General features: G+C 73.1%; 18 protein-coding genes and 1 pseudogene. 14 read left to right on the top strand and 5 right to left on the bottom strand.

Features of this window, described 5'->3' with window-relative positions:
* The first annotated feature begins 9 nt into the window (after positions 1–9).
* Positions 10–1,212, top strand: coding sequence for a type ISP restriction/modification enzyme (locus ACZ4Z4_RS16915; protein ID WP_468327489.1), 1,203 nt, complete (start codon positions 10–12; stop codon positions 1,210–1,212).
* 94 nt (positions 1,213–1,306) lie between these two features.
* On the opposite strand, the gene ACZ4Z4_RS16920 is transcribed toward ACZ4Z4_RS16915, so the two are convergent.
* On the bottom strand, positions 1,307–1,837 hold the full coding sequence (locus ACZ4Z4_RS16920; protein WP_468327491.1) for a TetR/AcrR family transcriptional regulator C-terminal domain-containing protein: 531 nt from the start codon (positions 1,835–1,837) through the stop codon (positions 1,307–1,309).
* A 13-nt stretch (positions 1,838–1,850) separates the two neighbouring features.
* Between ACZ4Z4_RS16920 and ACZ4Z4_RS16925 the strand changes: the two are divergent.
* Together ACZ4Z4_RS16925 and ACZ4Z4_RS16930 are read left to right on the top strand one after the other, a co-directional pair.
* A pseudogene (locus ACZ4Z4_RS16925) lies at positions 1,851–1,961 on the top strand (daunorubicin/doxorubicin resistance ABC transporter ATP-binding protein DrrA); the annotation flags it as partial.
* A 62-nt stretch (positions 1,962–2,023) separates the two neighbouring features.
* Positions 2,024–2,806, top strand: coding sequence for an ABC transporter permease (locus tag ACZ4Z4_RS16930; RefSeq protein WP_468327700.1), 783 nt, complete (start codon positions 2,024–2,026; stop codon positions 2,804–2,806).
* Positions 2,807–2,969: 163 nt separating this feature from the next.
* On the opposite strand, the gene ACZ4Z4_RS16935 is transcribed toward ACZ4Z4_RS16930, so the two are convergent.
* Complete coding sequence (locus ACZ4Z4_RS16935) at positions 2,970–3,239, bottom strand: hypothetical protein (protein ID WP_468327493.1); 270 nt, start codon at positions 3,237–3,239, stop codon at positions 2,970–2,972.
* A 398-nt stretch (positions 3,240–3,637) separates the two neighbouring features.
* Between ACZ4Z4_RS16935 and ACZ4Z4_RS16940 the strand changes: the two genes are divergently transcribed.
* From ACZ4Z4_RS16940 to ACZ4Z4_RS16955, 4 genes are all read left to right on the top strand, one after another.
* The gene (locus ACZ4Z4_RS16940; RefSeq protein ID WP_468327495.1) at positions 3,638–5,203 is read left to right on the top strand and encodes a DUF4331 domain-containing protein; all 1,566 of its coding nucleotides are present in this window, start codon (positions 3,638–3,640) and stop codon (positions 5,201–5,203) included.
* An 86-nt stretch (positions 5,204–5,289) separates the two neighbouring features.
* Positions 5,290–6,627: a tetratricopeptide repeat protein gene (locus tag ACZ4Z4_RS16945; protein WP_468327497.1), complete on the top strand. Its 1,338-nt coding sequence runs from the start codon at positions 5,290–5,292 to the stop codon at positions 6,625–6,627.
* An 80-nt stretch (positions 6,628–6,707) separates the two neighbouring features.
* Positions 6,708–8,099, top strand: coding sequence for a nickel transporter (locus ACZ4Z4_RS16950; protein WP_468327499.1), 1,392 nt, complete (start codon positions 6,708–6,710; stop codon positions 8,097–8,099).
* Between the two features lie 31 nt (positions 8,100–8,130).
* On the top strand, positions 8,131–9,855 hold the full coding sequence (locus ACZ4Z4_RS16955; RefSeq protein ID WP_468327501.1) for a serine/threonine-protein kinase: 1,725 nt from the start codon (positions 8,131–8,133) through the stop codon (positions 9,853–9,855).
* Here the strand turns inward: ACZ4Z4_RS16955 and ACZ4Z4_RS16960 are convergent.
* On the bottom strand, positions 9,839–10,660 hold the full coding sequence (locus tag ACZ4Z4_RS16960; protein ID WP_468327503.1) for an SGNH/GDSL hydrolase family protein: 822 nt from the start codon (positions 10,658–10,660) through the stop codon (positions 9,839–9,841). The two genes, ACZ4Z4_RS16955 and ACZ4Z4_RS16960, sit on opposite strands and share 17 nt — an antisense overlap.
* A gap of 243 nt (positions 10,661–10,903) precedes the next feature.
* On the opposite strand from ACZ4Z4_RS16960, the gene ACZ4Z4_RS16965 reads away from it, so the two are divergent.
* The 6 genes from ACZ4Z4_RS16965 (at position 10,904) to ACZ4Z4_RS16990 (ending at position 19,395) form a co-directional block, all read left to right on the top strand.
* Complete coding sequence (locus ACZ4Z4_RS16965; RefSeq protein ID WP_468327505.1) at positions 10,904–11,329, top strand: hypothetical protein; 426 nt, start codon at positions 10,904–10,906, stop codon at positions 11,327–11,329.
* A 1-nt stretch (position 11,330) separates the two neighbouring features.
* Positions 11,331–12,431 carry a GNAT family N-acetyltransferase gene (locus ACZ4Z4_RS16970; RefSeq protein ID WP_468327507.1) on the top strand — a complete coding sequence of 367 codons (1,101 nt, stop codon included), beginning with the start codon at positions 11,331–11,333 and terminating at the stop codon, positions 12,429–12,431.
* A gap of 362 nt (positions 12,432–12,793) precedes the next feature.
* Positions 12,794–13,627, top strand: coding sequence for a glycosyltransferase family 2 protein (locus ACZ4Z4_RS16975; RefSeq protein WP_468327509.1), 834 nt, complete (start codon positions 12,794–12,796; stop codon positions 13,625–13,627).
* Positions 13,624–14,631 (top strand): glycosyltransferase family 2 protein, encoded by a 1,008-nt coding sequence (locus ACZ4Z4_RS16980; protein WP_468327511.1) that lies wholly within the window; start codon positions 13,624–13,626, stop codon positions 14,629–14,631. Before ACZ4Z4_RS16975 ends, ACZ4Z4_RS16980 begins: the two co-directional genes overlap by 4 nt.
* Positions 14,628–15,431 carry a polysaccharide deacetylase family protein gene (locus tag ACZ4Z4_RS16985; RefSeq protein ID WP_468327513.1) on the top strand — a complete coding sequence of 268 codons (804 nt, stop codon included), beginning with the start codon at positions 14,628–14,630 and terminating at the stop codon, positions 15,429–15,431. The genes ACZ4Z4_RS16980 and ACZ4Z4_RS16985 overlap by 4 nt, the downstream gene beginning before the upstream one ends.
* On the top strand, positions 15,424–19,395 hold the full coding sequence (locus ACZ4Z4_RS16990; RefSeq protein WP_468327515.1) for a lipopolysaccharide biosynthesis protein: 3,972 nt from the start codon (positions 15,424–15,426) through the stop codon (positions 19,393–19,395). Before ACZ4Z4_RS16985 ends, ACZ4Z4_RS16990 begins: the two co-directional genes overlap by 8 nt.
* Before the next feature lie 6 nt (positions 19,396–19,401).
* Here the strand turns inward: ACZ4Z4_RS16990 and ACZ4Z4_RS16995 are convergent, their stop codons facing one another.
* Positions 19,402–20,820, bottom strand: coding sequence for a GH39 family glycosyl hydrolase (locus ACZ4Z4_RS16995; RefSeq protein WP_468327517.1), 1,419 nt, complete (start codon positions 20,818–20,820; stop codon positions 19,402–19,404).
* 156 nt (positions 20,821–20,976) lie between these two features.
* Here ACZ4Z4_RS16995 and ACZ4Z4_RS17000 point away from each other — a divergent pair, with 156 nt between their 5' ends.
* Positions 20,977–22,071 carry a DUF5925 domain-containing protein gene (locus tag ACZ4Z4_RS17000; protein ID WP_468327519.1) on the top strand — a complete coding sequence of 365 codons (1,095 nt, stop codon included), beginning with the start codon at positions 20,977–20,979 and terminating at the stop codon, positions 22,069–22,071.
* Between the two features lie 147 nt (positions 22,072–22,218).
* On the opposite strand, the gene ACZ4Z4_RS17005 is transcribed toward ACZ4Z4_RS17000, so the two are convergent.
* Positions 22,219–22,599, bottom strand: a complete 381-nt coding sequence (locus ACZ4Z4_RS17005; protein ID WP_468327521.1) for a GntR family transcriptional regulator — start codon at positions 22,597–22,599, stop codon at positions 22,219–22,221.
* Positions 22,600–22,611 lie beyond the last annotated feature (12 nt).

Raw genomic sequence — 22,611 nt, forward strand, 5'->3', positions numbered from 1 at the left:
CGTCGTACGATGCCGGGCGTGACGCACGACGAAGCGCCGCTGCTCGCGGACCTCATGCCGTGGTCCGTCGCACCGCTCCGGCCGGGCCGCGGGTGGCCGATGGGCCCGGACCCGGCATCCCTGCGGGCGCGTTGGAACGCCTTCGTCCGCGCCGAGGGCCCGGACCGCGAGGCCCTCTTCCGCCCCACCCGCGCCCGCACCCTGCACACCGCGGTGGCCCAGCTGCCCGGCCACACCGGCGGCACGGGCCGGCTGGCCAGGGAGTCCGGCCCCTGCCCCGAGCCCGTGCGCGTCCTGCACGGGCCGTTCGACGAGCAGTGGCTGATCCCCGACCACCGCCTGCTCGACGTCGCCCGGCCCGAGCTGTGGCGGGTCGCGGGCGAAGGCCAGCTCTTCGCCGTCGAGCAGGGGCACGTCCCCGGGGCCGCGGGGCCCGCCGTCCTCGCGTCGGCGGTCCTGCCGGACGGCCGCTCGCCCGCCGGACGGCCGGGCCGGATACGGCCGCTGTTCCGCCGCCCCGGCGGCCGGGAGCCCAATGTGGCGCCGGGGCTGCTCGCGCACCTTTCGCAGCTGCTCGGCCAGGAGGTCACCGCGCGCGCCCTGCTCGCGTGGGTGCTCGCGGTCGGCACCGGTTCCGCGGCGGGCTGCCGGGCGCCGCTCACCCGCGACGCCGGGGTCTGGGCGCGGGGCGTGGAGCTCGGGCAGCGGCTCCTGCGCCTCCAGCTGCGCGGCGACGGCGAGCGCCCGAAGCTGCCGGGCGGCCGCAGGCCGTACGTCCGGGCGCCGCTGCCCGCCCGGCCCGCCGTCCTGGCGTACGACGCCGATGACGAGGCCCTGCGCGTCGGCGAGGAGGGCGTCATCTCGCCGGTGGCGAGGGAGGCGTGGGAGTACGAGGTGAGCGGGGTGCGTGTCGTCGAGCGGTGGTTCGCACGGCGCACGGAGGCGGCCGAGGCGGGCACGCTGGAGGCGATCCGGCCCCCGGCGTGGCCCCAGCCGTGGACCTCCGAGCTCCTCGAACTGCTCACGGTCCTCACACTGCTGGCGGAACTCGCCCCGGAGCAGGCCGAGTTGGCGGCATCCCCCGGCGCCCCACTCCCCGCGGCCGCCCTGCACGCCGCAGGCATCCTCCCCGTACCGACCCCCGCACGACGCCCCGCCTCGGTCCTCGACCACCACGAGGAGGGCCCGGACGGCCAGTTCGCCCTGATCTGAGGGGCGCGCCGACGCGCCCCTGAAGGGGCGCGGGGAACTGCGCGACCAGCCACATCCGGCCCGCACGAGCACCCCGAAGCGCTCAGCGAAACGTTCAGCGGAAGGAGTCGAGAAGGCGCCGCAGCGCCCGCTCGAAACTCTCGTCCGCGTCGCCGGGCGGTGGCGCCTGTGCCAGCATGGCCGCCAGTCGCGGGTACACCCCGCCCGCCACCTGCCGGACCAGGTAGGCCGTCCTGGCCTCCTGCTCCTCCCGCGCCGACCACGGCAGACCCCTCGCGCGCTCGGCGATGGCGATCTCGTTGGCCACGGCGGTCATCGCCGTGCCGTTGACCATCGCGATGAGCTCCATCTTGGTGCCGCAGGGCGCGTCGAGACCCTCCAGGACACCGAGGCAGTGCTCCAGATATCGCAGCGCGTTCGGGCTCGATCCGTAGACCGTCGACATGACGTGCACCAGCCACGGGTGCCGCCGCAGGATCGCCCGGGTCTGCCGGCCGAGCGCGAGCATCTCCGCGTACCAGTCGCCGCCCACGGCCTCCTCGGACAGCTCGTACTCACCGCTGACCAGGTCGACCATCAGTTCGTACAGGTCCTCCTTGCGCGGCACGTAGTTGTACAGCGACATCGTGCCGCAGCCCCTCACGCTGCCGCGGCTCGTCCGCGAGCTGGACGCGGCGGGGGTTCCCGTCGTCGACGCGAGCCTGCGCCGCCCGTCGCTGGACGACGTCTTCCTGCGGCTCGTGCCGTGAGCCCGACTGCCGCCACCGCCCAGGACCGCACGAGCGGTCCCCGACCCCCGGAGGTCTCCCCCGTGCACGCCCTCCTGTACGACGGCACGGCCGTGCTCGGCCGGCACCTGCGACGCGTCCGGCACGCGCCCGCGATCCTGGTCATGACCCAGACCATGCCGATCGTCTTCCTGCTCTTCTTCGGCTACGTCTTCGGCAGCGCCCTCGCGATGCCCGGCTCCGACTACCGGGCCTTCCTCGTGCCCGGCATGCTCGTCGCGACCGCTGCGGGCGGCATCATGAACGGGATGTTCACCGCCGCCCAGGACACCCACCGGGGCGTGACGGACCGGCTCAGGACGCTGCCGGTGAGCAGGGCCGCGGTGCCGCTCGGGCAGGCGCTCGCCGATCTGGTGACCACCGCGGCGGGGCTCGTGCCGCTGGTGCTCGTGGGGCTCGCCATGGGGTGGCGGACCGAGGGCGGGCCGCTCGCGGCGGCCGGCGCGTTCGGGCTGCTGATGCTCTTCCGGTTCGCGACCACGTGGGTCGGGATCCTGCTGGGCCTCGCGTCGCGGAGCGAGGAGGCGGCGGGCCAGCTGGGCAGCGCCACGTTCATGCTGCCGCTGCTGTCGAACGCGTATCTGCCCACCGACGGGCTGCCGTCCTGGCTGCGGTCCGTCGCCGAGTGGAATCCGATCAGCGCGGTGGCGACGGCGGTGCGCGACCTGTGCGGCAACGCGCCCGTCCCGACGGACGCGGCCTGGCCGGTCACCCATCCGGTGGCGGGGTCGGTCCTCTGGTCGCTGGCGCTGCTGGCACTCTGTGTGCCGCTCGCCGTCCGGCGGTACGCCCGCGGCGAGCGCTGACAGCAGAACGCACCGACCGGGGGAGTCTGGGCGTGGGCCCGGCGGTCGGTGCGGTTCGACTGAATCTGTACTGGTGGGGCTTCTGGTGGGGCTTACGGGGAGAGCTGGGTGGCGGGAAAGACCCGCCGCGGAGCGGCGGTTCAGTCCCGGGGGCCACCCGCGGTCAGCGTCCGCCGAACAGCGAGCGCCGCAACCGGCGCAGTGGCGCGAAGAGCGAGACTCGCCTCACTCGGGCACCCCTGCTGCTGCGGGCGTGCGCGGTGTCACGCGAGGTCAGCTCACGCATCAGCAGCGTCGCCTCGTGCGCCTCCCGCTGCGGGACGGCGGGACCGCCCAGCACCGAGAGATGGCGGTCGAGACGCGAACTGCTCGCGCTGCTGCCACAAGTGATCGCAGGGACACGCGCCCTGCTGCGCACCGTTATCTGTTCCATGTCACTCCCCACCCGTACGAGGGCACCCGGCCCAGGGCAGGTTAACCCTATCGCCCCATCCTGACACGCGTGTATCCCGGGCTCAGGATTCACCTACCCCACAAGGAGGTTGACGATTACTCTCCGAATCCGACTGATTCCAGGGCGAGTTGGACATTCGGCCTGACCGTGCACCGCCAGCCGCCTCCGGCCCGGCACCCGGGCCGCACAGGGGGTCACGCAAGGGGCGCGTGCAGCACGACGGCGCTCCGGTGACGTGGGCCATCTCACGTGTCTCCTCCTGGACCGGCACCGGCCGCCACCGGCCGCCGCGCGCGGAAACCCGGCCAATCCGTACGCCGTTCCGCCCCGAATGCGCTGTGTCAGTCAGGCACAACAGGCGCGTAAGGACGGATGCGATGTCAGCAATCGCCAGGAGCGGGGCGGGCCGTCGCGGCCTTGCCGCGCTGGTCTGCTGCGCGCTCGCCACCGGGGGTCTCGCAGCCGCCGGGGTGAGTGCGCTTGAGCCAGGGGCCGCACAGGCCTCCAGCCACCGGGAGGCCCCGCTGATCTCGGGGCAGCCGCAGTACGACAACACGGACGTGTACGCGTTCGTGAGTCCCGACAAGCCGGACACCACGACCCTCGTGGCGAACTGGACCCCCTTCGAGGAGCCCGCGGGCGGCCCCAACTTCTATCTGTTCCCCGAGGACGCCCAGTACGACATCCACATCGACAGCGACGGCGACGCCCAGGGCGACCTGCTCTACCGGTGGACGTTCGACACGAAGGTCAAGAACGGCAACACCTTCCTGTACAACACCGGCCCGGTGACCGACCTCGACGATCCCGACCTCAACATCACGCAGTCGTACGACATCGATCTGCTGAAGCTGAAGGACCAGAAGGTCGTCTCCACGAAGAAGCTCGCCGACGACCTGCCGGTCGCCCCGTCGCGGGTGGGCAACGCCTCGATGCCCGACTACAAGAAGCTGCGCGACCAGGCCGTGCGGAAGGTCGCGGGCGGCGGCACGTCGTACGTCGGACAGGCCGACGACCCCTTCTTCCTGGACCTCCAGGTGTTCGACCTGCTCTACGGAGGCGACCTCTCCCAGGTCGGCAAGGACACCCTCAAGGGCTACAACGTGAACACGGTCGCGCTCCAGGTGCCGAGCGCCGAGATACGCCAGTCGGCGAAGCAGCCGACGGTGGGCGTCTGGTCGACGACCCAGCGCAAGAACGCCAAGGGCGACTGGACGCAGGTCTCACGGCTCGGCAACCCGCTGGTCAACGAGGTCGTCGTGCCGCTGCGCGACAAGGACAGGTTCAACGCGTCCTCGCCGTGGAACGACGCGGACTTCCTGCCGTACGTACAGAAGCCCGAGCTGCCGAAGCTGCTGGAGAAGTTCTACGGCGTCAAGGCCCCGGCCGAGCCCAGGAAGGACCTGGTCTCCGTCTTCCTCACCGGCGTGCGGGACCTCAACCAGCCGCCCGGCGTACGCCCGGCAGAGGCCCTGCGCCTCAACACCTCCGTCAAGCCGTCCGCCGACCCGAAGCGGCTCGGCGTCCTCGACGGCGACAACGCGGGCTTCCCGAACGGGCGGCGGCTCGCCGACGACGTCGTCGACATCGAGCTCCAGGCCGTCGCGGGGGAACTCGTCGGCGCCGAGAACGACCTGGGCGACGCGGTGAACGCCAATGACCGGGCGTTCGGCAAGACCTTCCCCTACGTGGCGCTGCCCACGTCCCCGACGCACGCGCCGGCGGCCAAGGGCGGCGGCGACACATCGGCGCGTGACGCCCTCGTGGGCGGCGCCGCGCCCGGGGCCGCCACGTCCTCCGCGCCGTCCGGCGGAGCCGACGACACGGTGCTGATCGCCTCGGCGGCGGCCGGGACCGCCGGGGTGCTGCTCGTGGGGCTCGGGCTCGCCTGGTGGCGCGGCCGCGGGCGCGGGGCCGCCGACGGGCTCGACGGAACCGTCTGAGGCCCTCGACGACGGGCGCGGCCCGCGGTGGATTCCCCGCGGGCCGCGCCTTCCATCCCTCCCCCGCACGAAGGCTGGTCTCTTGCATGGCACGCACCTTGGTACGGAACTCCGTCGCCGTCGTCGCCCTCGCGCTCGCCCTCACCTCGGGCGCCGTCGCGCTCAGCGGCCCCGAGGGCGGGGCGGGGCGGACGGCTCCCGCCGCCGCGGGGCCCTCCCTGCCGCTCGACGGCCTGCGCGGCCAGGACCTCGACCGAGGCGTGGCCGCGCTCCGGTCCCGGCTGCGCGACCACCCCGCGGACTTCGCGTCCTGGGCGGCGCTCGGGACGGCCCACGTCGAACAGGCCCGCACCCGCGGCGACCCGGCCCTGTACGGCGCGGCGGACCGCGCCCTGGACCGCTCCCTGGAGCTGCGCCCCGGCAACGACGCGGCGCTCGCGGGGCGCGCCGCCGTCGCGGCCGCGCGGCACGACTTCCGCGGCGCCCTGCGGTACGCCACGGCGGCGCTCGCCGAGAACCCCTACAGCGAGGGGGCGCTGGCCACCCGCATCGACGCCCTCGTCGAACTCGGGCGGTACGGCGCGGCGTCCCGCGCGGCCGACGAGGCGGACGCGCGGCGGCCCGGGGTGCCCGTCTTCACGCGGTACGCGTACGTACGGGAGTTGCACGGCGACGTGCCCGCCGCTCGGCGCGTCCTGCGCCGGGCGCTCGACGGGGCCAGGGCGCCCGGCGACATCGCGTACGTGGCGACCGCGCTCGGGCAACTGGCCTGGCGCCAGGGCGATTACGGGGCCGCGCTGCGGCACTGCGGGACCGCTCTGCGCGCGGATGCCACCCACCTGCCCGCCCTGGAGTGCCGGGCGCGGGCGCGGGCGGCGCGCGGCGAGCACAGCGCGGCGATCGCCGGGCTGCGCGAGGTCGTGGCGCGGCAGCCGCTGCCGGGCCCCGCGCTGGCGCTCGGCGAACTGTACGAGGCGCGGGGCGAGCCGGGGCGGGCCCGGGAGCAGTACCGCCTCGTGGCCGCGTGGGCCGCGCTGGCCCGCGCGAACGGCGTGCGGCCCGACCTGGACACGGCGCTCGCCTCGGCCGACCACGGGGACCGGGCGCAGGCACTGCGGGCGGCGCGGGCGGAGTGGGGCAGGCGCCGGACGGTGCACACGGCGGACGCGCTCGGCTGGGCGCTGCATGTGAACGGGCGGGACGAGGAGGCGCTGCGGTACGCGCGCCGGGCCACGGGGACGGGGTTCCGGGAGGCGGCGTTCCTGTACCACCGAGGAATGATCGAGCGGGCCGTGGGGGAGGTCGGGGCGGCACGGAGGTCACTGAAGGCGGCGCTGCGGTTGAATCCCGGCTTCTCGCCGGTGGGTTCGCGGGCGGCGCGGGCGGCGTTGCGGGCGGTCGGGGGCGGGGGTGGCGGCACGTGAGGGGCTGGGGTCTTCGGGGCGGGCCGGCCGGCGGGCGTGGGCGGGCGCGGTTGCTCCTGGGGGGCGTGGCGGTGGGGGCGGTGGTCGCTCTGGGCGCCCCCGGCGGCACCGCCCACGCCCACCCCCTGGGCAACTTCACCGTCAGCCGGTACGACGGGCTCGTCGTCGCACCGGGGCGGTTGACGGTCGAACACGTGGAGGACCTGGCGGAGATCCCGGCCGCCCAGGCCGCACCCCGCATCCGTGAGATGGGACGCGCGCGGTGGGCCGGGCAGCGCTGCCGGGCCGCCGCGGACGACGCCCGTGTGCACGTGGCCGGGCGCCGCGTCGCGCTGGACACGGGCGCCTCCCGGGTCAGCGTGCGCCCGGGGCAGGCCGGGCTCGACACACTCCGCGTGGAGTGCGCCCTCAGCGCTCCCCTGCCCGGAAAGGGCGACGTGACCGTCCGGTTCCGCAGCGGAGCACGCGACCGTACCGGCTGGCGGGAGATCACCGCCCGGGGCGACCGGACGACCCTCACCCGGTCCGACGTACCGGCGACTTCCGTGTCCGGGCGGCTCACCCGGTACCCGGAGCGGTTGCTCTCCGCCCCGCCGGACACCATGTCCGCGTCACTGCGGGTCGCGCCCGGCGGGCCCGCCCTCACCGACGACAGGGCCACGGCTCCCGAAGGGGCGGCCACCGTGCTGCCGCGCGGCGCGGACCGGTGGGCGCAGCGCCTGACCGGGCTCGTCGGCCGGCACCCGCTCACACCGGGCTTCGCGGCGGTCGCCCTCGGCACCGCCGTGCTCCTGGGCGCGCTGCACGCCCTCGCGCCGGGGCACGGCAAGACGCTGATGGCCGCCGCGGCGGCGGCCCGCGGCCGTGCCTCCGCGCGCGATGTGCTGCCGCTCGCCGCGTCCGTGACGGTCACGCACACGCTGGGCGTGCTCGCCCTCGGCCTGCTGGTGAGCGGCGGTTCCGCCGCGGGCCCTTCGGTGGTCGCCTGGCTCAGTGCGGTGAGCGGGCTGCTCGTCACGGGCGCGGGGGTGCTGCTCGTCCGCAGGGCGTGGCAGCGACGCCGGACGGACCACGTGCACCATCACGGCCACGATCACGGGCACGGGCACGGGCACGGGCACGGGCATCATGCGCACTCCCACGGCGGTGGGCTGCGCGGCACCCTCTTCCTCGGGTTCGCCGGAGGTCTCGTGCCCAGCCCGTCCGCCGTGGTCGTGCTGGTGGGCGCCGCCGCGCTCGGTGAGGCCTGGTTCGGGCTGCTGCTCGTGGTGGCGTACGGCGTGGGGCTCGCCGCCGCGCTGACGGCCGCCGGCTTCCTCGTGGTGCGCGCGGGCTCGCTCGTGGGGCGCGGCCGCGGTCCGGCGTGGGCGCGGCGCTGTGCCCGGCGGTTCCTGCCGCTCGGTTCGGCGTGCGTCGTCCTCGCTCTTGGGTGTGGATTGGTGTTCAAGGGGGCCGCAACAGCGCTCGGTTGAGCTACTTTTGTGGACAATCGCACCGCTGCGGATGGGGGCGCCCGTGAGCCAGCCAGAGCGCGTGATCGCCGGGCGGTACCGCCTTCTGGCGCCGTTGGGCGAGGGGGGCATGGGCACCGTCTATCGGGCCCGTGACGAGGTGCTCGGCCGTGAGGTGGCCGTCAAGGAAGTGCGCGCCCCCGCCGGGCTCCCGGCGGGCGAGGTCGACCGGTTGTACGCGCGCCTGGAGCGCGAGGCCTGGGCCGCCGCCCGCATCCCCCACCGGAACGTGGTGACGGTCTATGACGTCGCGAGCGAGAGCGGCCGCCCCTGGATCGTCATGGAGCTGGTCCGCGGCCTCTCCCTGTCGGACGTCCTCGACGCCGAAGGGGCGCTCACCCCGCAGCGGGCCGCCCGGATCGGCGCCGAGATCCTGGGCGCCCTGCGCGCCGCCCACGACGCCGGGGTCCTGCACCGCGACGTCAAGCCCGGCAACGTACTGATCGCGAACGACGGCCGGGTCGTCCTCACGGACTTCGGGATCGCCCTGGTCGAGGGGAGTTCGGCGCTGACGATGACCGGCGAGGTCGTCGGGTCGCCCGAATTCCTCGCTCCGGAGCGGGCGTTGGGGCATCGGCCGGGTCCCGCGTCCGACCTGTGGTCGCTCGGCGTGCTGCTGTACGCCGCGGTGGAGGGCAGCTCGCCGTTCCGCCAGGACACGCCGCTGAGCACGCTGCGCGCGGTGGTCGACGAGCCGCTGCCGCCCGCCCGCAACGCAGGACCGCTCACGCCGGTCGTCGAGGGGCTGCTGCGCAAGGATCCGGACGAGCGGATGTCCGCGGCCGACGCCGAGCGCGATCTGCGCGCCGTGGCCGCGGGCGGCACCGCGCGCACCGGGACAGCGCTCCCGTACCTGCCGACGACCACGGCCGAGCGGCCCCCGTCGGAGCCGACACCGCCCGCTCCCCTGCCCGTCCCGGCGCCGTGGCCGGCCACGGCCACCACCGACACCTCGGCGGCCGGGGCCGGCCGGTCACGGCGGGCGGTGGCCGCCCTGGTGGCGGGGCTCGTCGCGCTGGCGCTCGCGCTCGCCGGGCTCACGTACGCCCTGGTCGACCGCGACGACGGCAAGGACGGCGGCAGTGCGGGAAGTGACAGCGGCGGCGGCTCGACCGATGACGGTGGCGGCGGTACGTCGGAGGGCTCGGACGGCGGGTCCGGCGGTGGCGGGTCGACCGGCGGCTCCACGGACGGGAACGGCGACGACGGCGGCTCCACCGACGGAGGCGACGGAGGCGGGGGAAACGGCGGAGGCAGCGGGGGGAACGGCGGAAGCGGAGGAAGCGGGGGCACCACCGCTGCCCCGCAGTCCGTGAAGGTGCACGTCTCGGGCGCCTACACGCGGTACGAGGGCGTCTGCCCGCCGCCGGCCGGTCAGGCACCGTCGTTCACCGCGACGTTCACGGTGGGGCGCGCCCCCGCCACCGTCGAGTACCGCTGGGTGACGAAGTCCGGCGAGCCGAGCGAGCCCGGCTGGAAGACGCTGTCCTTCCCCGCGGGGAACAGGACGCGCCAGGTCAATCACGTGGAGACGGCGTACGACACGGGTGGCGGGACGTACGAGAACGCGATCGGCGTCCAGGTGCGCAAGCCCGTGGAGACGACCTCGAACACGGTCGCGTACACGGTGACCTGCGAGGAGGAGACCCCGACGGGCGGGGCCTCCTACACGCCGAATAGCTTCGGACAGCCGGCGGTGGTCAGGCCGCCGCGGTGAACACGGGGAGGTAGCCACCGGACTGGCCGGCGGCGGTGGGGTGGTAGGACTCGCCGATGTTGAGCCAGTTCACGCTGTGCAGCCAGGGGCTGCCGGAGCAGATCTCGTGCCCCGCGAAGGCGGGGGTGACGTCACCGAAGGCGAAGCCGTGGTCGGCGGCGCGCTTTTCGGTGGCGGCGTTGAGGTAGTCCGCGGCGCCGTTGATGGCGGCCCGCTCGCGCTCGGAGAGGCCGGCGACGCAGCTGCCGCTGAGCTTGTAGAAGCGGGGGTAGCCGAGGACGACGACGCGGGCGGAGGGGGCCTTCGCGCTGATCGCGTCGTACACCCTGTCGAGGTTCCCGGGGAGCGTGGAGTCGACGTACTGGCGCGCCCGCTCGATGCGGGCCAGACAGTTGCTCTCGGACTGGAGCACACAGGTCGACATGACGTCGGCGAAGCCCGCGTCGTTGCCGCCGACGGAGAGGGAGACGAGGCCGGTGCCGGCGCCGAGCGGGCCCAGCTGGTTCGCCAGAACATCACCCGTACGAGCGCCCGAGCAAGCGGTGAAATGGAAGCTCGACGGTGAGTGGGCGGCTGCCCACAGGGCGGGGTAGGCGCGGTTGCTGCGCTTGCAATTGCCGCTGCCGCTGTCGTAGTTGCCGGCGCCGACACCCGACGAGTAGGAGTCGCCGAGGGCCACGTAACCGGTGGCCGCGGCCTTCGGGTCGGAGGACTGTCCGGCGTGGGCCGCTGCCGCGCCGGTGAGCGCGAAGGCGGCCGCGAGGAGGAGCGAGGACATGTATGCCGTGATGCGGGCCAATTTCATGGAACCTCCCTTAGCAGGGTTTCTGCCACGACCGTGGTAGCACGCACCCCCGACCGTCGATAGTGTTCATGTCAATAAGTTCTTGAACAATTCCGCTTCCGACGCCGGGAGTTCAGCTGCCGGCGCGGCTGCGACAGGGGTCGGCGTAGAACATCTGCACACCCACTCCGCATCTTGACGGGCCGTCACACGGTGGGCGACATTGAAGCCCGGCATCCGGCGCGTCGGGGGGCAAAGTCGCCCATGCAGACCATCGGGATCAAGGCACCACCAGCGGACACGGGGCAGCACACCGGACGGGGCGCCCGCCACGACCTGGTGCCGCTGCTCGCAGGAGCGGCCGTCGCCGTCGGCGGGGTCGGCGCGGTGCTCGCACTGCTCGACCTGGACTCACCGCTGCGCGGCCCGTTCACCCTCTTCTTCCTCCTCGCCGCGCCCGGGGCCGCGATCGGCGCGGCGCTGCGGACCCTCACGCCGTGGGGCCGGGCCGTGGTGTCCGTGTCCGGCGCCATGGCGGTCGATCTGCTCGTCGCCCAGGCCATGCTGGCGCTGCACGTGTGGTCGGTGCGCGGCGGTGTCGCCGCGGTCGCCGTCCTCAGCTCGCTCATCCTCCTGCTGACCGTGGTGCGACGGCCGCGCGGCCGTCCGGCGAGAAGGTGGACCACCTGACGTGAACATCACCGTGCACCGCCCCGGCGAACTCACCGCCGCCGACCGGGCGGCGTGGACCGCGTTGCAGTCCAAGGCGCACCTCCACGGCGCGACCGGTCTGGCCAACCCCTTCCTCTCCCCCGACTTCGCCCTCGCGATCGGGCACGAGCGGCGCGGGGTGCGGATAGCCGTCGCACGCGAGGACGGCGAGCCCGCCGCGTTCCTCCCCTTCCAGAGATCGGCCACCGGCATCGGCCGGGCCATCGGTCTCGGGATCTCCGACTGCCAGGGCCTGGTGCACCGGCCGGGCTTCGACTGGGACGCCGGGGAACTGGTGCGGGCCTGCGGGCTCTCGCTGTGGGAATTCGACCATCTGGTGGCCGGTCAGGCGCCGTTCGAGGCGCACGCCTCCGGCACCTTCGCCTCCCCCGTCATCGATCTCGATCAGGGGTACGACGCCTACCTCCGTGGGCTGCGCGAGCACTCCCCGAAGTTCATCAAGCCGACGCTCGCCAAGGAGCGCAGGCTGAGCCGCGACCACGGACCCGTGCGGTACGTGCACGACGAGCGCGACCCCGCGGTCCTCACCACGCTGATGGCCTGGAAGTCCGCGCAGTACCGCAGGACGGGCCGCAGCGACCGCTTCGCGCGCCCCTGGATCGTCCGGCTGCTGCGCCGGCTCTTCCACACCCGCACCGAGTCGTTCGCCGGGGTCCTCTCCGTCCTCTACGCCGCCGACGTGCCGATCGCCGCGCACTTCGGGCTGCGCTCCGAGCGGATCCACACCTGCTGGTTCCCGGCGTACGACCCGGCCTACGCGAAGTACTCGCCCGGCCTCATCATGCACCTGCACATGGCCGAGGGGGCCGCCGCCGACGGGATCGTGTACATCGATCTCGGCCGCGGCCAGAAGGCCTACAAGGACTCCCTCAAGACGCGTGAACTCGTCGTGTCCGAGGGGTGGGTGGCGCTCCGCCACCCGGTGGCGTTCGGACACCGCGCACGTCGCGCCCCGGTCAGGGCGCTGCGCAACACCGTGCAGACGCGACCGGAATTGTTCGAGCCGGCCGACAAACTGCTCAAGCGTTTGGGCCGAATTCGATCTAGGGCCGGGGAATAAGACCGTCCGAATGCGATCGCACAGATTACTCAAATAGTGAAAAACGTGGGACCACGCTCCAGGTCTTGCCATACAGTCTCATTCATCAATACCGTCGTACATCCACCCGCAACGGTCCATCACGCAATTGCGATCAAGGGGAGGGCTCAAGATCGCGGTGGTGCCGGTGCGGGCGCGGTAGGGGGGTGCCGTGCTCGGTGTCCGCTCTTCACCGGGTCACGTCCCGCGCAAATGCCAGCTCACTCGGCATGCACGGAGATCCATTTCGTCACGCTCAAGTGAGAACCCCCCTTTCGAACCGGATCAATTTCCGGACTGCCCGGGGGCGGGCCGTCCACCGGACGAGAGGGATCACCGGACTCATGACTTCTTTTGTGCGCCCGGCAGACGCCGGACAAGGCCCATGGGAAGAGATCGCGAGAAACTACCGACCGATCTCCACACACTTGGCGATCGCACCGCCGGTCAGTGTGGTGATACCGGCCATGAACGAAGCGGAGAATCTTCCGTACGTGTTCAAGACACTGCCCGACTGGATCCACGAGGTCGTCCTCGTGGACGGCAATTCCACCGACGACACGGTGGCCGTCGCCCGTGAGCTGTGGCCGGACGTGAAGGTCGTCCGCCAGCTCGGCAAGGGCAAGGGCGACGCTCTCATCACCGGCTTCGCCGCGTGCACGGGCGACATCATCGTGATGGTCGACGCCGACGGTTCCGCCGACGGCAACGAGATCGTCTCCTACGTCTCCGCCCTCGTCTCGGGCGCCGACTTCGCCAAGGGCTCCCGGTTCGCCAACGGCGGCGGCACCGACGACATGACGCCGATCCGCAAGCTCGGCAACCACATCCTGTGCTCCGTCGTGAACACCAAGTTCGGCGCGCGCTACACCGACCTGTGCTACGGCTACAACGCCTTCTGGCGGCACTGCCTCGACAAGATCGAGCTCGACTGCACCGGCTTCGAGGTCGAGACCCTGATGAACATCCGGGTCGTCAAGGCCGGGCTCAAGGTCCAGGAGATCCCGAGCCACGAGTACCTGCGGATCCACGGCACCAGCAACCTCAGAGCCGTCCGGGACGGCATCCGCGTACTGAAGGTGATCCTCTCCGAGCGCTCCAGCCGCGGCAGGCGCGGCGCGCGGCGCAAGGACGGCCGGGGACTGCCCCTCCGCGCCGGTCAGGGAGAGGTGTCTTGAACGCGGAGACCTCCGTCGTCATCTGCGTGTACACCGAGGACCGCTGGGAGGACATCCTCGCGGCGGTCTCCTCGGTGCGCGCGCAGTCCCGGGCGGCGCTGGAGACACTGCTCGTGGTCGACCACAACGCCTCGCTCCTGGACCGCCTCACCAGGGAGTACAAGGAGACCGACGGCGTGCGGGTGCTCGCGAACGCGGGCCCCCGCGGCCTCTCCGCGGGCCGCAACACCGGGATCGCCGCCGCCCGCGGCGACGTCATCGCCTTCCTCGACGACGACGCCGTCGCCGAGCGGGACTGGCTGCGGTACTTCGCCGAGGCGTTCGAGGACCCGCGGGTCCTGGCCGTCGGCGGCCGCACCCTGCCCGCCTGGGAGTCCGGCAGGCGGCCCGGCTGGTTCCCCGAGGAGTTCGACTGGGTGGTCGGCTGCACGTACCGGGGACTGCCCCCGGGGCGGGTGCGGGTGCGCAACGTCCTCGGCGGGAACGCCGCGTTCCGCCGCACCGCCTTCGCCGCCGCGGGCGGCTTCGCCACGGGCATCGGACGGGACGGCGACAAGCGGCCGCTGGGCTGCGAGGAGACGGAGTTCTGCATCCGCCTCACCCGCACCAGACCCGACGCCGTCCTGCTCATCGACGACCGCTCGGTGATCCACCACCGGGTGCCCGCCGCGCGGGAACGATTCCGCTACTTCCGTACGAGGACGTACGCGGAAGGCCTCTCCAAGGCACTCGTCTCCCGGAGTGTCGGCGCCGCCAAGGGCCTCGAGTCCGAACGGCGCTACACCACGCGCGTGCTGCCCGCCGGGATCGGCCGCGGTCTGCGCGACGCGGCGCTCGGCCGGCCGGGCGGCGCGGGGCGCGCGGGCGCCATTGTGGCGGGAGTGCTCAGCGCGGCAGGGGGGTACGTACTGGGGAGCGTCCGTGCGCGCAGGGGAGGCGCGACGTTCTCGGTCGTGGAGATCGCCGGGACGGCGGAGACGGGCGGCGAGGGGGCTGCCGCATGAGCACGGCACCCGTGCCGATACTGATGTACCACTCCGTGGCCCACGAGCCGAACGCCGCGACGCACGACCTCTCGGTCTCGCCCGACGCCTTCGAACGCCAGATGAAGGTGCTCGCCGAGCGGGGCTTCACGCCGCTCACGACCGCCCGGCTCGCCGCCCTCTGGCGCGTCTCGTGCCGGTCGCTGCCCGAGCGGCCCGTCCTGATCACCTTCGACGACGGTTACGAGGGCGTGCACCGGTACGCGCTGCCCGTGCTCGCCGCGCACGGCTTCGCGTCGACGCTGTTCCTCGCCACGGGCTGGCTGCGCGGGGAGCACGACACCGGGGGCGCCCCGGACCGCATGCTCGACTGGGACCAGGTGCGTGAGCTCGCGGCCGCCGGTGCGGAGGTCGGCGGGCACAGCCACACGCACCCCGAACTCGACCAGCTCGACGACGACCGGCTCCGGTCGGAGCTGCGGCGCTGCCGCGACATCGTCGCCGACGAGCTGGGCACCCGGCCCGTCTCCTTCGCGTACCCGTTCGGCTACTCCGACCGCCGGGTGCGCGAGGCGGTGCGCGAGACGGGGTTCGGCCAGGCACTCGCCGTCGGCAACTGCCTGGCCTGCCGGACGCAGGGGCCGTACGCGCTGCGGCGCGTGACCGTGCGCCGCACCACCGGGGCCGAGGAGTTCGAGCGGCTCGTGACGGGCCGCGCGATCGGCCGCACCTTCGCCAAGGACCGCGCCCTCACCAAGGGGTACGCCGTGGTCCGCAGAGCCCGACAGGTCCGTCGGAAGGCAATGCGTTCCCGTGTCTGACACGACCACGGCCCAGGCCGGCGCCCCCGGTTCCGCGAGCGCCGGGGGCCCGTCGCCGTCCGGCAAGGACAGCAAGACCGGCAGGTCCCGCAGAATGGGTCTGCGGGGCCGCGGAGACGGCCAGAGCCCACTGTTCCGCAACGCGTACGCGCTGATGCTCAACACCGGCATCTCCGGCGTGCTCGGCGTGGGCTTCTGGCTGGCCGCCGCCCGGTACTACTCGGAGTCGGCGGTCGGCCAGGGTTCGGCGGCGATCGCCGCGATGAAGCTCCTCGCGGGGCTCGCCGCGCTGACGCTGATGGGCGCACTCGCGCGGTTCATCCCCATCGCGGGGCGCGCCACGGGCAAGCTCATCTTCCGTACGTACGCGGGCAGTTCGGCCGTGGTGGCGCTCGCCGCCGTCCTCTTCCTGCTCACGCTGGACCTCTGGGGCCCCTCGTACCGCTTCCTGCACGGCCCCGTCCACGGTGTCGGCTTCGTCCTCGCCGTGGTGGCCTGGTCGGTCCTGACGTTGCAGGACGGCGTCCTGACCGGGCTGCGCAGCGCGCTCTGGGTGCCGGTGGGCAACACCGTCTTCTCGGTCGCCAAGCTCGCGCTGCTCATCGCGATCGCCGCCGCGATCCCCACCGCGGGCGTCTTCGTCTCCTGGGTCGCCTCCATCCTCGTGTCGGTGATCCCGCTCGGCTGGCTGGTCTTCCGGCGTCTGGTGCCGCGGCACGTGCGGGCCACCGAGGGGAAGGCGCAGCCGCCGACGCTGCGCGAGATCGGCCGTTTCCTCGCGGGTGACTACACCGGCTCGCTCTTCTCGCTCGCCGTGGTCTACCTCGTTCCGGTGATCGTGGCGTCGCAGGTCAGCTCGGTCGACAACGCGTACTTCTACATCACCACCACCATCGGCAGCACCATCAACCTCCTCGCCATCAACATGGGCGCCTCGCTGACCGTGGAGGGCGCGCACGATCCGGCGCTGCTCGCCGCCAACACCCGCTCGGCGCTGCGCCGGATGGCCGTGATCATGCTGCCGGTGTGCGGGCTCCTCTTCCTGGCCGCGCCGCTGATCCTGAGCATGTTCGGCCGGGGGTACGCGGACGCGGCCACTCCGCTGCTGCGCTGGTTCGTGGTGGGTGCGCTGCTGCGGGTCGTCATGGAGACGTACTTCGCGGTGCAGCGCGCGCAGAGCAAGACCTCCGGCATCGCCTGGCTCCAAGGCCTGTTGTGCGTCCTGGTGCTCGGCCTCACGCTGATCCTGCTGCCGCGGATGGGGCTGACCGGTGCGGGCGTCGCGGAGATTTGCAGCCTGGCGGTGATCGTGGCCATCGCGGCACCGAAGCTGTACCGCGTGGTACGGGCGGCACCCTCGGGGAAGGCCGGGGCGGCGGCGCCGGACGGGGACCTGGCCGACCTGGGGACGCCGGACACGCCGACGCTGCCCGTCAGGGTCTCGGACCGGGGCGAGGGCAAGGCGCACAAGGAGCGGCACGGGCCCGCGTGGGCGTTGCGCGAGTCGCTCGACTCCGACACGCTGCAACTCGCCGTGCAGCTCGACTTCGAACACCAGGAGCGCAGGCCGGACGTGCGCCCCGGCCCCGGCACGCCCGCGGCGGGCACACCCGCGGTGCGCAACGAGGGGGATGACATGGACCACCGGCCGACCTGGGCACTGCGCTCCCCGGCCGTACCGGACACCCCACCCGCCACACCGACGGACCACGTGCCGGGCCCCGGTCCGACCGGGCCGGTGGGGGCCGGCCCCGCGGAGGCCGGGCCTGGGCCGGCCTCGCCTGCGGAGGCCGGGCCTGGGTCTGCGGGGTCCGGGCAGGCCGGACCCGGGTGCGCCGGACCGGCGCAGGCCGGGTCCGTTGCGGCCGGGGCGGGCGAGGCCGCTGCGGTCGTGCAAGGCGAGGTCTCCGATACCGAGGCGTCCGCGGCCGGTGGCGGGCCGGGGGCGCGCCCGGTGCGGCGGCACGTGGTCGTCATGGCGGCGCTGCTCGTCGTCGCGCTCGCCCTGTACTGGGTGCCCGTCCTCGGGCTCGGGGAGCGGGACCTGGACGGCATGGGCGGGCTGGGACTGATCTCCGTGCTGCCGACGCCGACGCTGGTCGGCGCCGCCCTCCTGATCGTCGTGTTCGCCGCGCTGCTCTGGATGGAACGGCCGGTCAAGAGCCTCCTCCTGCTCACCCTGCTCGCCACCGTCGTGTCGCTGCACGCGCTGCCCGCGGTCGTCGAGGCCGAGCCGCGGTTCGCCACGGCCTGGCAGCACCTGGGCTTCATGGAGTACATCGACCGGACGGGCACCGCGGTGCCCGACCTGGACGCGCGCTGGAGCTGGCCGGGCTTCTTCGCCGCGGCCACCTTCGTCGCCGAGGCCTGCGGTGTCTCGGACATGACCGAGGTGATCCGCTGGTGGCCGACGGCGATCCAACTGCTCTACCTGGCCCCGATGTTCCTGCTCGTGCGGTCCATGCGGGCGGCCTGGCGCGCCAAGTGGGCGGGTCTGTGGATCTTCGTCCTGAGCGGCTGGGTCGGTCAGGACTACTTCTCCCCGCAGGGCTTCACGTACCTCCTCTACATAGCCTTCGTCGCCGTGCTCCTGGTCTGGTTCCGCGCCCCGCGCGTGCTGTGGGCCAAGCGCCGCCCGGGTGAGGCGGAGGTCGAGCCGGCGGGCCGCGGGGAACGCGCGGCGCTGCTCCTGGTCCTGATCGGCCTCTTCGCCGCGACGGTCCCCGCGCACCAGCTCACCCCGTTCGTGATGCTCGGCGTCCTTACGGTGCTCGTCCTGGTGGGCCGCTCGGAGCTGCGCGGCCTGCCGCTGCTCTTCGGGGTGCTCGTCGTCGTGTGGCTCGGCTTCCTCGCCGAGCCGTACTGGTCGGGGCACTTCGGCGAACTGTTCGGCGGGGTCGGCGGGGTGGGCGGCAATGTGTCCTCGTCGGTCTCCGGACGCATCGAGGGCGGCAGCTCCACCCACCAGCTGGTGCTGTACGTGCGCGTGGCGATGGCCGGCGGCGTCATGGCGTTCGCCTGCTGGGGCTGGTGGCGGCGGCGCTTCCACAAGTACGGCGAACGCTCGCTCCTCGTCCTCACCTTCGTGCCGTTCCTGGGCTTCGGCATGCAGTCGTACGGCGGCGAGATGGCGCTGCGCGTCTTCATGTTCGCGCTGCCGGGCGCGGCCCTCCTCGCCGGCCTGGCGCTGTTCCCGCGCGCGGGCGGCACGGCGGACGAGCGCGACCGCGACCGGGTGAGTCTCGCGCCGCTGGCCGCCCTGCTGGCCGGGCTCGTCCTGATGGGCGGCTTCCTGGTGGCCCGCTGGGGCAACGAGCCCTTCGAGCGGGTCCGCCCCGGCGAGGTCGCGGCGATGGAGTACGTGTACGCGCACGACGAGCCGACGGCACGGCTGCTCTGGATGACCAACGACACGGTCAACAACGTGACGCCGTCGATCCCGTGGGGCTCCCGGGACATGGAGAAGGTGGAGTACGTCCCGACGCTGGCGCCCGCCGACCCCGTCCTGGTGTCCGGCCTGGTGAAGGCCCTCAAGGACGAGGGCCCCAACTCGTACCTGATGATCAACCGCAGCCAGACGGCCTTCCTTCAGCTGGACGCCGGCTACTCGAAGACCTGGGAGACGCGGCTCGTCCGCAACCTCGACGACCGCAAGGACCTCAAGAAGGTCTTCGCCAACGCCGACGCGACCGTCTACGCCCTGAGCGAGCGGCCGGACGGCGCGGTCGAGCGGGCCGATCCGGGGCCTGCCGGGCCGAGGGTGACCTGGACGCCGTGGTCGGTGGTGGGCGGCCTCGCCGCCGTGGCACTCGTGCTGCTGCTCGGGGCGCGCGAGGTGGTGCGGGTCGCCGCCGCGCCGAGCGTGCGGCAGCAGCGGTGGCTCCAGGGCAGCTTCTGGTTCTCGCTGCCGCTGCTCGCGGTGCTCCTCGCTTCCCTGACCCAGCGGTTCGTGACGATGGCGTGAGACGGCTCAGCGCTTCAGCCACCGCACCTCGTACCCGGCCAGGTCGACGCGGCGCCCGTCGACCTTCGTGCTGATCCTCCGGTCGAGAGTGTTCACCACGAGGACCGCCTCGTCGTCGGCGAGGACGCGGACGTGGGCGCGGTCGTCGGCGGCGACCGTCACCGTCTCGTACGCGGTGCCGGGGCCGAACTCCTTGCCGAACCGCTCGATGAGCTCCAGCATCGGTAACTTCTCTCCCCCGTCCGCCTGTTGGGTGGCCGTCCACAGACAGCCCGCGCACTTCGCGCCCCGCTTCTGCGGGTTCCAGTAGAAGCCGCTGGTGGCGCCGCCCCGGGCGATCGCCATCAGGCCCGAGGCGTGGACGGCCACGCGGTGCGCCTCGGACCAGTCGTCGCGGTTGTCCTGGCTGTCACCGGGCTCCACGTAGTACTCGGCCCACCACAGGGGCAGGTCACCGGTCCGCTCGCGCACCCACTCGCCGACGGCCGTGAACTTCTCGGTGGCCTTGAACTCGTCGGGCAGCAGCTCGTCGTCCGCGGTGTAACTGGCGCCGTCGACGACGACGAAGTCCGCGCCCCTCTTGTGCTTGTTCCAGTACTCGAAGGCGTCGAGGGGCCGCTGGTCGAGGCGGCCCCAGTCCCCCTCCACCTCGGAGGCGTTCTGCGTCTGGCGGGGGTCGACGCTGTCCATGACCAGGTAGGGGCCGCCGACCATGATCTCCTTGTTGACCTTCTTGAGCTCGCGGTGGACGAGGTTGTAGAGCTCGGTGTACCCCTCGTAGTCCCAGCGGCCCTCTTCGTCGTTCCAGAAGCCCTTGAACTCGTTCCAGACGATGAAGTGGCGTACGTCCGGATAGCGCTTGGCGACCGTCGCGGCGAGCCGCGCGAAGTCGTCGTAGTGCTCGGGCTCCGGGGCGGTCTCCAGGGCCTGCTGGCTCCAGTCGGTGTTGTCCGCGCCGGGCTCGCCGCCCTTCATCCAGTCCGGTGCGCAGCACAGGGTGACCACGGGTGTGCCTTCGCTCGCCCGGACGAAGTCGATCCGGCGGTCCATGTCGGAGAAGTCGTACCGTCCGTCGACCGGCTCCGGGTTGCCCGCGCCCCAGCCCATGATGTGCTGGATCTGCGGGACGGGCCGCCCCTGGCCCGCGAGTTCGGCGCGGACCCGCTCGACGGCTTCGTCCTCGCCCTCGTCCGCGCTGTACTGGGTGTGGGTGAAGCCCCAGCCGACCTCCGGCTCGGCGTCCTTGGGAACCGCGGGCGTGCCGTGCACCTTGCCGCCGTCCCGGGTGGTGCCCTCGGTGCTGCCACCGTCCCCGGGAAGTGTGTCGATCAACGTGATCACCAGGGCCAGGACGGCCAGACCGACTCCGATCAGTGCGGCGAGTCGCCACCGCCGTGCTTGTGAGAACCACCCATGACGTCCCATCAGCGACAAGCGTATCGGGGGCCTTACGCGGTAGGACAGGTTCCGCACCACGGCTCTCTGCACCACGGCCACAGCGCTCGGAAGTGCGAACGGCGCAAGCGGAGCGCCTGAGCAAACCGGGTGCGCGGGGGCGTGTACGTGCCGGATCATGTCGGCATGTCTGCGAACCCCCAGGACGCCCTGCCGATCCGGCTCAACGTCGACGACAGCGACTCCCCGTCGGATGTCGTGGACGCCCTCTTCCTCGGCCGTTTCGCGACGGGCGAGCAGCCCTTCTCGCACAGTGCGAACATCGACCGCGTCAAGTCCGGTTCCACGCTGCTGCCGCCCGCGGCGAAGGTGCTGCGCGCGGCCCGCGACGACGACCGCAGCGCGACGCTCGCCGAGGGCGACGGCTGGACGCTGCTGGTCTCCCGCTGGAACCGGGGCGCGGACGTCACGGTGACGGCGACCACCGCCGAGCTCGCCGAGAAGGTCCTGAAGCAGGCCACGGACGGCGCGCAGGACGAGCCCGAGCCCCAGCCGGAGAACGTGACCATGGGCTTCTGGTACGTCTCCCCGCGGCGCGGCCCGCACCGCACCACCCGGCAGATCTCCGCCGGTACGTGGGAGGAGGTGCGGCCCAACTACACGGCGCCCGTCGCCGACGCCATGGACAAGCTGATGAAGACGGTGCCCGAGGACATCTCGGGCCGGCTGCTCCTGCTCCACGGGCCGCCGGGCACGGGCAAGACGTCGGCGCTGCGGACGCTCGCGCGGTCGTGGCGGGACTGGTGCCAGGTGGACTGCGTGCTCGACCCGGAGCGGCTGTTCGGCGACGTCGGTTACCTCATGGACATCGCGATCGGCGAGGACGACGGGACGGGGAAGGGGCGGTGGCGGCTGCTGCTCCTGGAGGACTGCGACGAACTGATCCGCGGGGAGGCGAAGCACACGGCGGGGCAGGCGCTCTCGCGCCTGCTCAATCTCACGGACGGGCTGCTCGGCCAGGGGAGAAACGTTCTGGTGGGCGTGACGACCAACGAGGACCTGGAACGCCTGCACCCGGCCGTGGTCCGCCCCGGCCGCTGCCTGGCCCGCATCGAGGTCGGCGCGCTGACCCGCTCCGAGGCGGTGGACTGGCTCGGCACGGAGGAGGGCGTCGGCCGCGAGGGCGCCACCCTCGCGGAACTCTTCGCCCTGCGCCGCGGCACACCCCCGACCTCGGTACCGGACCAACGGGATGGGGCGGACTCGGGGCTGTACCTGTAGGCCTCTGCTGCGGGCACCCTCGCTGTGGGCGTTCCCGCTGCGGGCAGGCGTTCCGCACGGCGATGGGGGTCCCCCCTGGTCGAGCGCAGCCGAGAGCTTGGGGGAGGGTGGGCACAGCCCCCGGTGCCGAGTACCGACAGAGGAGGCCTAGCCGGAGGTGCCGTAAGCCGCGCGCAGCGCGTCCCGGGCCGCGGCGAGCGCGTCCTCCTCCGAGAGGCCGAGGCGGCGGGCCCGCTCGGCGAAGGACTGCGCCTCGGCCGCCGCGGCCCGAGCAGCCGCGTCACCCGCCGCCGCGACGAACGTCCCGTTCCGCCCCCGCGTCTCGATGACCCCGTCGGACTCGAGTGCCCGGTAGGCCTTGGCCACCGTGTTCGCGGCGAGCCCGAGCGACTCGGCGAGCCCCCGGACCGTGGGCAGCTTGTAGCCGACCGGCAGCGCCCCGGACCTCGCCTGCTCGGCGATCCGGGCCCGCACCTGCTCGTACGGCGCGTCGCTCGCGCCCCCATCAATGTGGATCTTCAAAGTCACGGAACGATTGTC

This window comes from Streptomyces sp. NPDC030245, assembly GCF_055572995.1.